The sequence below is a fragment of the Paraburkholderia sp. Cy-641 genome (assembly GCF_011752945.1).
Taxonomy (GTDB): Bacteria; Pseudomonadota; Gammaproteobacteria; order Burkholderiales; family Burkholderiaceae; genus Paraburkholderia.
Genome location: NZ_VWWM01000030.1, coordinates 1 through 16085, shown reverse-complemented (window position 1 = coordinate 16085; position 16085 = coordinate 1). Strand labels below are relative to the sequence as shown.

Sequence of the window (16085 nt, the reverse complement as noted above, 5' to 3'; positions counted from 1 at the left end):
CTTCCTATAAAAAGTATCAGCCGTTCGCCGTGGCTGGGTTCGTGTTGGCGGCCGGGCGATCGAGTCGTCCCGCGCACAGGATCGAGATGGCGGTCAGACCCGCGAGGCCGATGACGAGAGACGCCAGCGGCCATGTCTGTCCGCTCGTCGAGGCGATCAGCGCGGTGGCGACGAGCGGCAGCGGGCCGGCGATCAGCGAACCCGTCACCTCGCGAGCGACCGAAATGCCGCTGTAGCGCACTTCCACCGGGAACAGCTCGCGGTAATAGGCCGGTTGCACGCCGAAGACCGCGCGTTCGCCGAGATGGGCGAGCACGACCGCGGCCCAGACGATCCACGGCGTCCCGCTGTCGAGCATCCTGAAGAACGGGAAGACGAACAGGCAGACGAAGATCGCGCCGCCGAAAATCACCGTGCGCCGGCCGACGAGGTCGGAGAGCGCGCCGAATCCCACGGTCGCGATCGCACCGCAGATGCCCGACAGGATCACGCCGATCAGGATCGTGTCCTGCGGCATATGCAGCTGCTTCGTTGCGTAGGACAACGCAAAGATCTGGAAAACGTAGGACAGGCTCGGGGTGAGATTGACCCCCATGGCGACCAGCAGGCGAGCCTTGTGTTCGCGCAGCAGCGTGCGCAGCGGCATCTTGCGCGCCTGCCTGTCGGTGCCGCGCCGGTAGTCGTCCGTTTCCTTGAGATTGCGGCGTACGAAGAGGCCGAACGCGAGCACGAGCAGGCTGCCGACAAACGGAATGCGCCAGCCCCACGTCAGGTAGTGCTCGCTCGGCATCAGGCTGAACAGCGCGATCGCGCCGGTTGCGCAGACCAGCGACAGATCGACTGCCGCCGCGGGGAAGCTGGCGAAAAAGCCGTGCCGCCGGTTGACGGCCTCGGCTGCCACCAGCACCGCGCCGCCGTATTCCGCACCGGCGCCCAAGCCCTGGACGATGCGCAGAACGACGAGCATGACGGGCGCCCAGATGCCGATCTGCTGATACGTGGGCAGCAGCCCGATCGCGGCCGTCGACAGCCCCATCATGCACAGCGTTACGATCAGCACGGGCTTGCGGCCGTATTTATCGCCGAAGTGACCGAACACCACGCCACCGAGCGGCCGGAAGAAGAAGCCCACCGCGTAGGCGGAGAAGGCGGCCATCGTGCCCGTGACCGGATCGAAGCTCGGGAAGAACAGTCTGTTGAAGATCAAGGCGGACGCGGCGCCGTACAGAATGAAGTCGAACCATTCGACGAACGTCCCTACCGCGCTGGCGGTAAGGGGAATCCACAGCTTCTGCCGTGGTTGGGAAGTGCCGGCCATCCTTGTCTCCTTTGGTCCCTTCTTTGTGTACTTGCGCGACTCGAACGAAATTTTCGCTAGCGCTAATGTTAGCGTTAATGTTAGCGTTGAGATGTGGCGATCGAAACCAGGTGTTTACCCGGCGCAGGGGGTGAAGGTGGTGGAACCGCGGAAATCTGACGAAAATGATGGTTTGCACCGCCGCATCGGCGGCAAACCCTTAACTGGAGCAGGAATGGATCGGCCCGCATCACGTCGCAAATCGCTTTCTTATACGGTCACGCTGGCCGAGGTCGCCGCGCAGGCGGGCGTGTCGGCGCAGACCGTATCGCGAGCCTTGCGATTTCCGGACACGGTCGCCGGGCACACGCTCGCGCGCATTACGGCCGCGGTCGAGGCCACCGGATACGTACCGAATCTTTCCGCGAGCCAGCTGGCGTCCAACCGCAGCAAGACGATCGCGATGATCATTCCGACGCTCGCGGCCTCGGTGATCGCCGAGACCGTGCAGGGCATGTCCGACGTATTGCTGACCGAGGGGTATCAGCTTTTTCTCGGTCACACGGACTACTCGCCCGAGAAAGAGTACGAACTCGTGCGCAGCATGCTGGGCCGCCGTCCCGATGGCGTCTGCCTGATCGGCACGGTGCATCGTCCGGAGACGATTTCGCTGCTACGCAAGGCGGGGATTCCCGTCGTGCAAACCTGGGACTGGACCGAGGAGCGGATCGACATGCTGGTCGGCTTCTCGAATCGCGACGCCGCCCGCGCGGTGGTGGCGCATCTCGCCGGGCGTGGCTACAAAAAGCTCGCCTTTGCCGCCGTCATCTTTCCGGGCGACTATCGGGCCGAGCAGCGCCACGCGGGCTTTCTTGAAGGCGTCGCGGAACACTTCAAGGGCAAGAAGGTGCGCGAGGTGATCTATCGCGACCGGCCTCTATCGATGAGCGTCGGCGCCGAGCTTTTCCACGACATCAGGCAGCGTTACCCGGAGGCGGATGCGATCGTGTTTTCGAGCGACGTCTTTGCGGGTGGCGCGTTGCTCGAGTGCATCGGCGCGTCCATCAGGGTTCCTGATGAAATCGCCATCACGGGTTTTGGCGACTACGACTTTGCCGGGCAGTTGCATCCGGGACTGACGACCGTGCATGTGCCGGCACGCGACATCGGCGCGCAATCGGCACGCCTGCTCGTGCGCCGCCTGAACAAGCAGCCGTTGGAGACCGAGGCGCTCGACGTGGGCTTCGATCTCGTCGTCAGAGAAAGTACCTAGTTTTACGGGGTTGTGTTGCAGGCCGGGCCTGTTTGTCAGGCCCGTGCGCTCATCAACTCAGCGGAATGTTTTCCCGGAAGATGACCTGTAGCCGGGGCATATAGGTCGGTTCGGTTTGCCCACGCACCGCCGACGCCAGCAACCGGACCGCTTCGCGCGCCTCGACGCGGGGATTCTGTTCGATGACCGCGTCCATGGTGCGATCCAGCAGGAATTGCCGGGAAATGTGGGTGAGGTCATGGCCGACGAACATGATCTGGCGTTGCAGCCCGGTTTCCTGCAAGGCGCGGCCGATTCCCGAATTGCCCGCGCCGATGTTGTAGATGCCTGCGGGCGTTCCCTGCTGCAGCATCTGCCGGGTCAGCTCGTAGGCGCGGGCACGGTCGTCGCCGATTTCGAGCATGCGGGCGATCCTGATGTGCGGAAACTCTTCGCTGAGCAACGCGCGAAATCCCATTTCGCGCTCCTCGTGTCCCCGGTAGGCCAGCGAGCCGAGAAACACCGCGACTTCCTGCGGCACGCCCTGCGGCAGGAAGCGCCCCAGCAGCCATGCGGCGAGACGCCCGGCCGCGCGATTGTCGATACCCACATAGGCCATGCGCGCCGACGTCGGGATATCCGAGACCAGCGTGCAGACATGGACGCCGCTTGCCTGCAAGGCGGCAATGGCATCGCGAACCTGCGGATGATCGAGCCCGACGAGCCCGACCGCATCGGTATTGCCCTTCAGTTGATGCAACTGGGCGGCGAGCTTTTCGGCGTTGAAGCCCTCGACCAGATGCATTCTTGCCTGGACTTCCGGCCGGCATTGCGCTTCCACCAGCAGATGCTGATGCAGCAGGGACATGAAGCTGTTGTCGCCGGCGGGCAGGACGAAGCTCAGGCGGATGCCGGCCTGGGCGCCCTGGTCCGCTTCCCCGGCGTGACCGAGCTTGCGTGCAACGGCCAGCACGTGGTCGCGGGTGTGGCTGCGCACGCCTTCGCGCCCGTTCAGGACGCGGTCCACCGTGGCGGTCGAGACGCCCGCGGCTTCGGCAATGGCCGTGATGGTGGCGCGGGTCATGGCGTGATTGGCTCGGTGGTTGGGTTCATGAGCCGATCATATCACATCATTTTGATTGAATTGCCTCATTTTGATGGGTTGATACTGGCTGACTACGGCTTGTGGTTTGAGGCTCATCTCTCGCACCGGTAAGGCATTACAGGCGTTGCGTTTCAGGTCGCAGCAGACTGGCAGCATGGAATAGCGATAACATCAAATTGATGTTAATAAAGTGAAATTAGTAAGCAAAATGATGTTGCATTCAAATAAAAAAGATGTGATATTCGCGTCTAAACGGATCGGCGATCGATCGGCCCCCGGCAGGCGAGCGGGGCGGTTTTCGCCGGCCGATACCAACAGGAGACGAGCATGTCCGTAATCGGCTTCCAACCCGATGCGCCTGTGCGCGAACGCGGCTACACCATTGGCTGCATCGGCGCCGGCATGATCATGGCGGATTGCCATCTGGCCGCCTATCGCGAGGCCGGCTTCAAGGTCGCGGCGATCGCCTCGCGCACGCCCGGCCGGGCGCAGGCGGTGGCGCAGCGATGGTCGATCGGGCGCGTGCATGACACGCCCCAGGCGTTGATCGACGATCCCGAGGTGCAGATCGTGGACATCGCGTTTCCCCCCGATCAACAACCCGCGCTGATTCGCGCCGCGCTGGCGGCACCCCACGTCAAGGCCGTGCTCGCGCAAAAGCCGCTGGCCCTGTCGTTGCCGGAAGCGCTGGCGTTGCGCGACGAGGCGCGCCGGGCCGGCAAGCTTCTGTCGGTCAACCAGAACATGCGCTACGACCAGTCCATGCGCGTGCTCAAGCAGCTGCTCGATGAACGCGCGCTCGGCGAACCGGTGCTGGCCCAGATCGACATGCATGCGATTCCGCACTGGCAGGGCTTTCTCGAAGGCTACGACCGGCTCACGTTGTCCAACATGAGCGTGCATCACCTCGATGTTCTGCGCCATCTGTTCGGCGAGCCCACGGAAGTCACCAGCGTGGTGCGCACCGACCCGCGTACGCGCTTCGCGCATCAGGACGGCATCGTGGGGACGACGCTACGGTTCGATTCGGGCGTGATCGCCTTCTCGCTCGAGGATGTCTGGGCCGGACCGCGCCACGACGGTTTCGCGGACGATCAATACATCAACTGGCGCGTCGAGGGCACCGAGGGCGTGGCGAAGGGCACGATCGGCTGGCCGCACGGCAAGCCCTCCACGCTGAGCTACGCGTCGCAACGCATGACGGACGGCCAGTGGGTCACGCCCGAATGGTCGACGATGTGGTTCCCGCACGCTTTCATCGGCGTGATGGAGCAGTTGCAATACGCGCTCGCGAGCGGCACCGAGCCCGCGCTGACGGTGGCCGACAACGTCAGGACCATGGCCTTGGTCGAGGCCGCGTATCGGTCCGCCACCGAGCGCCGTACCGTGCGCATGACCGAAATTCCGCTTCCCGGCTAGGAGCGTTGCCTCAGGTTCCCAGCCGTTTCCGTTCCCGCAGGACCACTTGGCAGGCAGGCAACCGGTTGCCCCATGAGGCGGCCGGCTCATCCCAAGGAGACAGAGGATGATTCAACCCGGCATTTTCTCAGGCTATTTTCCGTACGACCTGGCCACCGCGGCGGGCAAGATTCGCGCGCACGGCTTCAACACCGTGCAACTGGACTTGCACTTCAAGGACATGGACCTCGGCCGCGGCCAGATCACCCGGGACAAATGCGAGCGCATCCGCAACACGTTCCGCGATCACAACCTGCCGGTCTCATGCATCTCCGGCTATACCAACATCGTGCATCCCGATGCGCAGGAACGGCAGCGGCGCAATGACTATCTGAAGGAAATCATCGCTCATGCGCAGTATCTGGGCTCGCCGTATGTGATCTCGGAGACGGGTACGTTCGCGACCGACAGCGACTGGGTTCATCACCCCCGCAACAAGACCGAGGAAGGCTGGGAACAATGCCGGGCCGTGATTCAGGAACTGGCGCAGCATGCTTATGATCATGGCGCCGTGTTCCTGCTCGAAACCTACGTGAACAACGTCGTCGGCTCGGTGGAAGAAACCCTGCGCATGTTCGCCGAAGTCGATCATCCGGGACTCGGGTTATTGATGGACCCGACCAATTACTTCGAAGACCATAACATCGACCAGATGGACAAGACGCTCAACCAGGTGTTCGATGCGCTGTCCGACAAGATCTGCATTGCTCACGCGAAGGACGTCAAACGTGCCGGCGGCGACAAGTCGGAAAAGCACTCCGATATCGGCGATGCCGATGCGGCGGAGAGCCATACGTTTCGCGGTGTCGGCGAGATCGAGTTACCGGCGCCGGGGCTCGGCGCGTTGAACTACGACCTGTACCTGCGGCGCCTCGCGAAGCGTCACCCCAACATCCCCATCATCATCGAGCACCTGACCGAAGACGACGTGCCGCGCGCCAAGGCGTTTCTGGACGGCAAGCTGCGCGCCAACGGGGTTTGAAAATGGCGCGCCGCCGCGCCGCGAGTTCCCGCCTTCCACATCAACCCGGCACCGCGAGTGCCGGTTTCCGGAGTAGACGTACACATGGTGCAGCTATACGCCACGACGATGAACCGGCAGCAGATCGAAGCGCGCTGCGGACAACTGGCCCAGTTTGCCGGCGTGCGACTGGTCACGCTCGAAGATGGCCTGGAGCGCGGCATCCGGCAACTGGAGTTTCGCAGCGGCACGGGTCTGCGCTTTACCGTGCTGGTGGATCGCGCGATGGATATCGCCGACTGCGAGTTTCGCGGCTATGCGGTGGGCTGGCATTCGCCCGCCGGTTTCCGGCATCCCGGCCTGCACGAGTACGAGGGCGAGGGCGGTCTCGGCTGGCTGCGGTCGTTTTCGGGCCTGATGGTCACCTGCGGGCTGGACCATATCCTCTTCATGCATGACGCGCCCGCGGACAACTACGTGTACAAGCCGCGCCAGAAGGTGCAGCACTCGATCCACGGCCGGGTCGGCACGATCCCGGCGCGCCTCGCGGGCTATGGCGAGCGTTGGGACGGAGAGCGCTGCTTCCTGTGGGCCGAGGGCATCGTTTCGCAGGGCACGGTGTTCGGCGAGCACCTGGAATTGCATCGGCGCATCGAGATCGAGGTGGGCACCAACGACATTCAACTGAGCGACCGCGTGGTCAATCGCGGTTTCTACCGCACGCCGCACATGCTGTGCTACCACCTGAACATCGGCTACCCGGTGCTCGACGAGGGCGCCCGCTACCTCGCGCCGATCCGGCACGCGGTATGGGCGGCACATGCCGATGCGTACCGTGCCCAGGGAGTCGGCTATCGGCGCATGCCGGCGCCCCAGCTGGGTTTTCACGAGCAGGTCTGGCAGCACGAAATGAAGGCGGACGACGCGGGCCTCGTGCCCGTGGCGCTGGTCAACGACCGGCTCGGCATCGGCGTGGAAGTGACGACCCGCAAGGACCAGTTTCCCTGTCAGTATCAATGGCAGAACCTGCAGGCCGGACAGTACGCGCTCGGCATCGAGCCCTCGACGAATCACGTGCTCGGAGAAGGCGGCGCGCGCGAGCGCGGCGAACTGATCTGGCTCGAACATGGCGACGAGCGCCGCTATCGGACCAACATCCGCATCCTCGCCGGCGCGGATGAAATTGCCGGCAGCGAGCGGCGCATTCGCGCGATTGCCGAACAGCCGTCCGACGACTACCCCGAACTCTCCGGCCAGTTTGCGCCGTTGAGCGGACGCGAAGGACGAGGAGCCGCCGTATGAGCGCGCAAGCGATGCAGTTTTCCTTGCGTGGCCGGCGCGTGTTGCTGACCGGCGCGGCGGGCGGGCTCGGCCACGGCATGAGCCTGGCGCTGTTGCGGCAGGGCGCGCGCCTGCTCGCGCTCGATCGCGACGTCGAGGCGCTGGCGCGGTTGCGCGACGCGGCGGGGCCCGCGTTCGCCGACTCATTGCAAACCCTGCAGATCGATCTCGCCGACGCAGCCGCGTTGCAGCGGACGCTGGACCGGCTGACGGCCGAGGCGCCGCTCGATGTGGTCATCAACAACGCGGCCATTTATCCGTCCAGGCCTTTCGAAGCGTATTCCGACGACGAGCGCGCGCTGATTTACCGCGTGAACGTTTCGGCCGCACTGCAGATCGTTCGCGCGGCGCTGCCGGGCATGCGCGAACAGCGATGGGGCCGCATTATCAACGTCGCGTCCATCACGCTTTCGGGCGGCTGGGAGCGGTTGCAGCCCTATGTGGAATCCAAGGGCGCGATGGTCGGCAACACGCGCGCGCTCGCGCGGGAGTTCGGCGCCGAGGGCATCACCTGCAATGCGATCTCGCCGGGCGCATTTCCGACGGCGGCCGAGGCCATCCATCCCGACCTGCCGGGTTACGAGCGCATGGTGCTCGAGCGCCAGTCCATCAAGCGGCGCGGCCACGCGAACGATATTGCCGCCGCGGTCGTCTTTCTCGCCTCCGAGGAAGCGGGGTTCATTACCGGGCAGACGCTGTCCGTGGATGGGGGATGGGTGATGCGCTGATCGTGCGCGTGAGCCCGCACGCGTCCGCTGTTTGAGACGTCGATACCGCGCATATCAATCGCGGCACGCGCCGCTATGCGCTCGCCCGGTCGATGATCGAAAACCCCGTATCGACCCGAACGGGCGCCGAAGAGGCGCTCTCGCGCGCACCGAAGCGGCCCAGCAACGCTTCGGCCGCGGTCTTGCCGATCGCGGCTCCATCGACGCGCACGGTCGATAGCGCGGGATAAACATGAGCGGCCGTACTCAGGTCGCCGAATCCCATGACCGCGACGTCTTCGGGAATGCGCAGGCCGCGGCTTGCCGCCTCGGCCAGAATGCCTTGAGCCAGCGTATCGGTGCTGCAGACGATGACTTCCGGCAGCCCCGCTTCGAGCATCCGCGTCAGGCCTTCCCTGCCGGTCTGGAGCGTCGCCGGTGCGGGGAGCACTTCAAGGGGAATTGGCGACGCACTGTGCTTTTGCAGTTCGTTGATGACGGCGTGGCTCCGCCTCAATCCTCGCGGGTCGTCCGCGGAAACGACGCCGAACCGCTTGTAGCCCTTTTCCATGAGGTGCCGCGCGACCGCCGAGCCGAGCGCCTCGTGCGAGAACCCGACCAGCATGTCGATGGGCTTATCGGTGAGGTCCCAGATCTCGACGATGGGCACGTTGGCCTGGCTCAGCCGTTCGAGCGTGAGGTCCGTGTGGTCGGTGCCGGTCAGGACGATCCCGTCGGGCCGCCGGCCGAGCAGGGTGCGAACCAGTTCTTCCTCGCGCATCGAGGAGTATTCCGTCAGGCCGAGGAGGGTCTCGTAGCCCGACGCGGACAGCGTGTGCATCAGCGCCTGGACCATATCCGTAAAGATGGACGTCGCAATGGTGGGCAACAGCAAGGCCACCAGCCGGCTCCTGTTGCTCGTCAATCCGCTGGCCAGCATGTTCGGCACGTAGCCCGTCTTGCGCACCGCCTCGATAACCCGCTTTTGCGTTTCACTGCGGACGAGTTCGGGGCGATTCAGTGCGCGGGACACCGTCATCGCGGTGACGCCCGCGACCCGGGCCACATCTTCCAGGGTAACGCTCGCGCCGGTCCGGGGGGCCTGTCCTGCGGCGTCTTGTGTCAAAGCTTCGTCCATTCCTTGCTCCGTCGGTGGACGTTATTTTAAGCGGATTTTTTCCGCCTCCCCGTTGTGTGCCGGGGTTAAAGGTCTGGGAAAACGCGATATATATCATATGACATCGTATGTTTAGATAGCCTAAAACACCGGGGAAACCCTTATTTTAAAAATGTTTGCGCAAACATAATCTGTCGAAGTCATAGGACATCTGATAAAAATCGGAGGCACAGATGCGACAAGGACCTGGGCATACAGGTGAGATGCAGGGCAGCGCGGCACCCGGACCGGACCTCGGAGCAGGCTCGCTGCCTTCGGCCGGGGGGCGGACCGATCCGCATGCCGGTAGAAGCCGGGCGCGATTCCTGATCGTTGCGATGCTGTTCGTGGTCACGACCCTGAACTTCGCGGATCGCGCGACGATTTCGATCACGGGCTCGTCGATCCAGCATTCGCTCGGCGTGTCCCCCGTTGAGATGGGGTACATCTTTTCGTCGTTCGCGTGGTCGTACGTGATCGCGCAGATACCGGGCGGGTGGCTGCTCGACCGTTTCGGCACAAGGCGGGTGTATGCCGGCAGCATCCTGTTCTGGTCGATTCTGACCGCGCTCCAGGGGGTGGTTACGCTGCTGCCTGCGGTGATGGCCGTCGCCACGCTGTTCGTGTTGCGGTTTCTGGTCGGCGCCGCCGAAGCACCGGCATTCCCCGGCAATTCGCGCTTGACCGCGGCATGGTTCCCGACGCACGAACGCGGCACCGCCAGCGCCATCTTCAATTCCGCGCAGTACTTCGCGGCGGTGATTTTCACGCCGTTGATGGGCTGGATCACGCACGCCTACGGCTGGCCGTACGTGTTCTTTACGATGGGCGGGATCGGCGTGGTGATCGCGGGCATCTGGGTCAAGACGGTCTATGCGCCCAAAGCCCATCCGCTCGCGAACGAGGCTGAAGTCCGCTTCATCGCCGACGGCGGCGCGCTTGTCGATCTCGAAGACCCGGTGCTCGCCGAAGAGCGCCGCGCGGCGCAATCGACGGGCCAGTCCGCGGCTGCGAAATCGTCCGGCGTGGTCGGGCAGCTTCTGAAAAACAGAATGATGATGGGGGTCTTCGTCGGACAGTACTGCATCACCACGCTGACCTATTTCTTCCTGACGTGGTTTCCGATTTACCTGGTGCAGGAGCGCCATATGTCCGTTCTGAAGGCCGGCTTCGTCGCGTCCATTCCGGCGATATGCGGCTTTCTTGGCGGCGTGCTCGGCGGCGTGATTTCGGACCGCATGATGAAGCACGGCTTTTCCACGACGGCGGCCCGCAAAGTGCCCATTGTCGTGGGGATGCTGCTGTCGACCTGCATGATCGCCTGCAACTATGTCGACAATCAGTGGATCGTGGTCGGCATCATGGCCGCGGCTTTCTTCGGCAAGGGCATTGGCGCGCTCGGCTGGGCGGTCGTCGCGGACACCGCGCCGAAGCAGGCAAGCGGCCTGTGCGCGGCGCTATTCAACACGTTCGGCAACACCGCGGGCATTACCACGCCGATCGTGATCGGCTATCTGGTCCAGGGGACGGGTTCGTTCGCGGCCGCGCTGGTGTTCGTGAGCGCCAATGCGCTCATTGCAATCGTCTGCTACCTGTTCGTCGTCGGAAAGATTCAACGTTTTGAACTGCAGCCGGCGAGTCGCTGATTGCCTGTTCGAATCTTGACAAAAAAAGCCCGACCAAAGGTCGGGCTTCAAAGTCGGCTGCGCCCTCCACAGGACGCAGCCCCTGCAAAACAGCGAGGCTGTTTGCGTCGTCGCCGAGCTTAAGCAGCCAGCAGCGAACGCAGCACGAACGGCAGAATCCCGCCGTGCTTGTAGTAGTCGACTTCGATCGGCGTATCGATACGCAGCAGGACCGGAACGCGCTTGTCGCCGTCCTTGCCGTGGATCACGAGCGTGACTTCCTGTTGCGGCTTGAAGTCGTCGCCGAGGCCTTCGATGTCGTACGTTTCTTCGCCGGTGATGCCGAGCGACTGCACGCTATCCGAGCCCTTGAACTGCAGCGGCAGAACGCCCATGCCGACGAGGTTCGAACGGTGGATACGCTCGAAGCTGCGTGCGACCACGGCCTTCACGCCGAGCAGTTGCGTGCCCTTCGCCGCCCAGTCGCGCGACGAGCCCGTGCCGTACTCTTCGCCCGCGAACACGACGGTCGGCGTGCCGGCGTCGATGTACTTCATCGCTGCGTCGTAGATCGACTGCTGTTCGCCGCTCGGCTGGTGAATCGTCAGGCCGCCTTCGACGCGCGTGCCGTCCGCCTTCGCCGGAATCATCAGGTTCTTGATACGGACGTTCGCGAACGTGCCGCGCATCATCACGTCGTGGTTGCCGCGGCGCGAGCCGTAGCTGTTGAAGTCGGCCTTCTGCACGCCGTTCGCCTTCAGCCACTTGCCTGCCGGCGAGTCTTCCTTGATCGAGCCGGCCGGGCTGATGTGGTCGGTCGTGACCGAGTCACCGAAGATGCCCAGTGCGCGCGCGCCCTTGACCGGCGCGATGCTGGTGTCCGGCGTCATCGAGAAGTCCTTGCCGAAGAACGGCGGCTCGGCGATGTAGGTCGACTTCGGCCAGTCGTAGACCTGGCCTTCCTCGCCCTCGATCTTGCTCCACAGGTCGCCCTTCTTCGTGAGCTGCGAGTAGTTCTTGCGGAACGCGTCGGCGTCGAGCGCGTACTTCAGCAGCGCGTTGACTTCTTCGCTGGTCGGCCAGATGTCGCCCAGGTAGATGTCCTTGCCGCCCTTGCCCTTGCCGACCGGCTCGGTCATCAGGTCGCGCGTGATGTTGCCGGCGATCGCGTAGGCGACGACGAGCGGCGGCGAGGCGAGGAAGTTCGCGCGGATGTTCGGGTGAATACGCGCTTCGAAGTTACGGTTGCCCGACAGCACCGCTGCCGCGACGATGTCGTTCTTCGTGATCGCTTCGTTCAGTTCCGGCGTCAGGTCGCCCGCGTTGCCGATACAGGTCGTGCAGCCGTAAGCGGCCAGCGTGAAGCCGAGCTTGTCGAGGTACTTGAGCAGGTCAGTCTTCGTCAGGTACTCGGTGACGATACGCGATCCCGGCGCCAGCGACGTCTTGATGTGCGGCGCGACCGTGAGGCCAGCCTCGACAGCCTTCTTCGCGAGCAGACCGGCAGCCAGCAGCACGCTCGGGTTCGAGGTGTTCGTGCACGAGGTGATCGCGGCGATCAGCACGTCGCCGTTCTTCACGTCGACGCCGTTGCTCGTCGTGTATTGCGCGTCGAGATCAGCTTCCTTCTTCGCAAAACCGTTTTCGGCGACAGGCTTCGAGAACAGGTCGCTGAAGGTCGACTTCACGTTGCCGATTTCGATGCGGTCTTGCGGACGCTTCGGACCGGCCAGCGACGGCGCGACCGTGCCGAGATCGAGCGTGACGACCTTCGTGTAGTCGATGTCGCCTTCGCTCGGGATGCCGAACAGTTCCTGCGCCTTGAAGTAGTTTTCGAACGCGGAGATTTCGGCGTCGGTGCGGCCCGTGCCGTTGAAGTAGTCGATGGTCTTTTCGTCGACCGGGAAGAAGCCCATCGTCGCGCCGTATTCCGGCGCCATGTTGCCGATCGTCGCGCGGTCCGGCAGCGACAGCGAGCGCGTGCCTTCGCCGAAGAACTCGACGAACTTGCCGACCACTTTTTCCTTGCGCAGCAGTTCGGTGATCGTCAGCACGAGGTCGGTGGCGGTCACGCCTTCGCGCAGCTTGCCCTTCAGGTTCACGCCAACCACGTCCGGCGTGAGGAAGTACACCGGCTGGCCGAGCATGCCGGCTTCGGCTTCGATGCCGCCCACGCCCCAGCCGACTACGCCGATGCCGTTGATCATCGTCGTGTGGCTGTCGGTGCCGACGAGCGAATCCGGGTAGTACACGGTGTCCGCGCCGTCAGCCTTCTTGTGCACGCCGCGTGCGAGGTATTCGAGGTTCACCTGGTGAACGATGCCGACGCCCGGCGGCACGACCTTGAACGTGTCGAATGCCTGCATGCCCCACTTCATGAACTGGTAGCGCTCGTTGTTGCGCTGGAATTCCAGTTTCATGTTCAGGTCGAGCGCGCCCTTCTCGCGGAAGTGGTCGATCTGCACCGAGTGGTCGACGACGAGGTCGACCGGCACGAGCGGCTCGATCGACTTCGGGTTCTTGCCGACGGCCTTCGCGACGCCGCGCATTGCGGCGATGTCGGCGAGCAGCGGCACGCCCGTGAAGTCCTGCAGCACGACGCGCGACACGACGAACGGGATTTCGTCGACGCGCGCGGCGGTCGGCTTCCAGTTCGCCAGTTGCGTGATGTGTTCTTCGGCGATTTTCTTGCCGTCGTAGTTACGCAGCACCGATTCCAGCACGATACGGATCGAAACCGGCAGGCGGTCGATCTTGATGTTCAGTGCCTTGCCGAGTTGCGGCAGGGAGTAGAACTTGCCTTTGCCGGAACCGCTGTCGAATTCCTTGAGCGTTTTGTGGAGGTTGTGGGCCATGGTGTTTTCCTTGGTTTGGATCGCGGAACTACAGTACTTAACCTAGATGACGTACAGATCGACGTACTCATTGACCGGCATCGATTCGAGCCTGGCCTGATCGAGCGACACGCCGAGAATCGCCAGTTGCTGCTTGACCGGAAAGCGCCGCGCGAGGTTGGTCCTGAACTTCTCGACCAGCAACGGGATACCGTCTTCGCGACGGCGCTTGTGCCCGATCGGGTATTCGACTACGACTTCGTCGAACTTCGCCCCGTCGTCGAATTCGATCGTCAATGCATTGGCGATCGAACGCTTCTCCGGGTCGTGATAATCCTTCGTGAATTGCGCGTCTTCGACGCATGCCATCTTCGCGCGCAGCGCGTCGATGCGTGCGTCCCGCGCGACCGACTCTTCGTAATCGGCGGCCGTGAGGCGGCCGAAAATCAACGGCACCGCGACCATGTACTGGAGGCAATGATCGCGGTCGGCCGGATTGTCGAGCGGCCCTTTCTTATCGATGATACGAAGCGCCGCTTCGTGCGTGCGAATCGTGATCTTGCTGATGTCTTCGACGCGCCGGCCTTGCGCGGCCAGTTGCGCATGCAGCGCGAGCGCGGCTTCCACGGCGGTCTGCGCGTGGAATTCGGCCGGAAACGCAATCTTGAACAGCACGTTTTCCATCACGTACGAGCCGTACGGACGCTGGAACCTGAACGCGTTGCCCTTGAACAGCACGTCGTAAAAGCCCCACGTTTTTGCCGTGAGCACCGACGGATAGCCCATCTCGCCGGTCTTCGAAATCAGCGCGAGGCGCACCGCGCGCGAAGTCGCGTCGCCGGCTGCCCACGATTTGCGTGAGCCCGTGTTCGGCGCATGGCGGTAGGTGCGCAGCGCCTGCCCATCGACGAGCGCCTGCGATACCGCGTTGATCAGTTCGTCGCGCGTGAGGCCGATCAGCTGGCCGACCACGGCGGTCGAGGCGAGCTTGACGAGCAGCACGTGATCGAGCCCGACCTGGTTGAACGAGTTTTCGAGCGCGATGCAGCCTTGAATTTCGTGCGCCTTGATCATTGCGATCAGGACGTCTTTCATCGTCAGCGGCGCCTTGCCCGCTGCGATGGCGGTGCGCGAGAGCCAGTCGGCCGTCGCGAGAATTCCGCCGAGGTTATCCGACGGATGACCCCATTCGGCGGCAAGCCAGGTGTCGTTGAAGTCGAGCCAGCGGATCATCGCGCCGATATTGAAGGCGGCCTGAACCGGATCGAGCTGGAACGACGTGCCGGGCACCCTGGCGCCGTTGGGGACGATCGTGCCCGGCACGATCGGTCCCATCAGCTTGGTGCAGGCCGGGTAGGTGAGCGCCTCGAGTCCGCAGCCGAGCGTGTCGATCAGACAGTGCCGCGCGGTTTCCAGCGCGAGCGTGCTGTCGATCCGATAGTTCAGAACGTAGTCGACGATATCCGCCAGGACGGTGTCCGGGGCGGGTCGTACGTTCGATATCGTTGACATCAGCGGAGCAGACATCGGGGAGCGTTCCTGACGGCGGAAATCAGTTAGTTGCCGAGCTTGTTGATCGCGTTCGATTGCGTCGCTGCCGGCGCGCCTTGCGCCATGGCTGCGGTTTGGCACTCGTCGGCGAGACGCGAGCTGTCCTTGTCCTGGAACAGCATCGCCTTGGTCGGGATCACGACCAGGTCCATGCCGCTTGCGGCGTCGTGGAAGCGGTCCGCGCCCGTGGTGGTCGTTTCGCGCGGCAGGTTGTAGTTCTTGTTGGCCCAGTGAACCGTGACGATCTGGTCACGCTTCATGTCGCCTTTCATTTCGAAAGAAAGACCGTCCTTGCACGACCACTTTTCGGCGCCGTCCGGTACCGGATCGACCTTCGCTTCCTTCGCCGGGTTCGGCTTGCGCTTGATCAGGCGGCGCGGTTCCGGACGCTTGGCGACGGCCTTCTTGGCAGCCGGCTTGGTGGTCGGCTTCGTGGTGGTCGCCGTTTGCGCGGCGGCGTCAGTCGAGACGGACAGCATCGTCGTGGACAGGGCGCCAATCACGGCGGCGATCATCAGCTTTTTCATGGAGAAAACCTTTCTATCTAATTTCAGTTAAACAGTGCACGGGAGACCGGTTCCGGGGGCCGCGCGGGTTGAACTGCGCGCGCTTCGAAAGCGCGCAGCGAGCGCTATTTTCTCCTATTTAGCGGCACGTACTTCAAATTCTCGGGGCCGGTGTAATTCGCGCTCGGCCGGATGATCTTGTTGTCGATGCGCTGCTCGATGATGTGCGCGCTCCAGCCCGCCGTGCGCGCGATCACGAAGATCGGCGTGAACATCGCGGTCGGCACGCCCA

Annotated in this window: 13 protein-coding genes; 6 read left to right on the top strand and 7 right to left on the bottom strand. The window is 63.6% G+C overall.

The features are described 5' to 3' along the window. Positions 1-16: 16 nt before the first annotated feature. Positions 17-1318 carry an MFS transporter gene (locus F3J20_RS17875; RefSeq protein ID WP_167284079.1) on the bottom strand — a complete coding sequence of 434 codons (1302 nt, stop codon included), beginning with the start codon at positions 1316-1318 and terminating at the stop codon, positions 17-19. Between F3J20_RS17875 and F3J20_RS17870 the strand changes: the two genes are divergently transcribed. Continuing rightward, positions 1308-2570, top strand: a complete 1263-nt coding sequence (locus F3J20_RS17870; protein WP_205299328.1) for a LacI family DNA-binding transcriptional regulator — start codon at positions 1308-1310, stop codon at positions 2568-2570. The two genes, F3J20_RS17875 and F3J20_RS17870, sit on opposite strands and share 11 nt — an antisense overlap. Positions 2571-2622: 52 nt before the next feature. Here F3J20_RS17870 and F3J20_RS17865 read toward each other — a convergent pair whose 3' ends face one another. Then, positions 2623-3633 (bottom strand): LacI family DNA-binding transcriptional regulator, encoded by a 1011-nt coding sequence (locus F3J20_RS17865; protein ID WP_167284078.1) that lies wholly within the window; start codon positions 3631-3633, stop codon positions 2623-2625. Between the two features lie 348 nt (positions 3634-3981). On the opposite strand from F3J20_RS17865, the gene F3J20_RS17860 reads away from it, so the two are divergent. The 4 genes from F3J20_RS17860 to F3J20_RS17845 all read left to right on the top strand — a co-directional run bounded on the left by F3J20_RS17860 (position 3982) and on the right by F3J20_RS17845 (position 8142). Further along, complete coding sequence (locus F3J20_RS17860) at positions 3982-5073, top strand: Gfo/Idh/MocA family oxidoreductase (protein WP_167284077.1); 1092 nt, start codon at positions 3982-3984, stop codon at positions 5071-5073. Positions 5074-5179: 106 nt separating this feature from the next. Continuing rightward, positions 5180-6094, top strand: coding sequence for a sugar phosphate isomerase/epimerase (locus F3J20_RS17855; protein ID WP_167284076.1), 915 nt, complete (start codon positions 5180-5182; stop codon positions 6092-6094). Positions 6095-6178: 84 nt separating this feature from the next. Continuing rightward, complete coding sequence (locus F3J20_RS17850; protein WP_167284075.1) at positions 6179-7375, top strand: aldose 1-epimerase family protein; 1197 nt, start codon at positions 6179-6181, stop codon at positions 7373-7375. Beyond that, positions 7372-8142: an SDR family oxidoreductase gene (locus F3J20_RS17845; protein ID WP_167284074.1), complete on the top strand. Its 771-nt coding sequence runs from the start codon at positions 7372-7374 to the stop codon at positions 8140-8142. The genes F3J20_RS17850 and F3J20_RS17845 overlap by 4 nt, the downstream gene beginning before the upstream one ends. Positions 8143-8215: 73 nt before the next feature. Here the strand turns inward: F3J20_RS17845 and F3J20_RS17840 are convergent, their stop codons facing one another. Next, entirely contained in the window at positions 8216-9259 is a 1044-nt protein-coding gene (locus F3J20_RS17840; protein WP_167284073.1) for a LacI family DNA-binding transcriptional regulator, read from the bottom strand. 212 nt (positions 9260-9471) lie between these two features. On the opposite strand from F3J20_RS17840, the gene F3J20_RS17835 reads away from it, so the two are divergent. Continuing rightward, positions 9472-10923 carry an MFS transporter gene (locus tag F3J20_RS17835; protein ID WP_275691468.1) on the top strand — a complete coding sequence of 484 codons (1452 nt, stop codon included), beginning with the start codon at positions 9472-9474 and terminating at the stop codon, positions 10921-10923. Between the two features lie 119 nt (positions 10924-11042). On the opposite strand, the gene acnA is transcribed toward F3J20_RS17835, so the two are convergent. The 4 genes from acnA to F3J20_RS17815 all read right to left on the bottom strand — a co-directional run. Then, positions 11043-13757 (bottom strand): aconitate hydratase AcnA, encoded by a 2715-nt coding sequence (acnA, locus tag F3J20_RS17830; RefSeq protein ID WP_167284072.1) that lies wholly within the window; start codon positions 13755-13757, stop codon positions 11043-11045. A gap of 42 nt (positions 13758-13799) precedes the next feature. Next, positions 13800-15263 carry a bifunctional 2-methylcitrate dehydratase/aconitate hydratase gene (locus F3J20_RS17825; protein WP_167039063.1) on the bottom strand — a complete coding sequence of 488 codons (1464 nt, stop codon included), beginning with the start codon at positions 15261-15263 and terminating at the stop codon, positions 13800-13802. A gap of 29 nt (positions 15264-15292) precedes the next feature. Further along, positions 15293-15814 (bottom strand): hypothetical protein, encoded by a 522-nt coding sequence (locus tag F3J20_RS17820; RefSeq protein ID WP_167039065.1) that lies wholly within the window; start codon positions 15812-15814, stop codon positions 15293-15295. A gap of 104 nt (positions 15815-15918) precedes the next feature. Beyond that, on the bottom strand, positions 15919-16085 hold a 167-nt coding region (locus F3J20_RS17815), incomplete at its 5' end, for a citrate/2-methylcitrate synthase (RefSeq protein WP_275691470.1).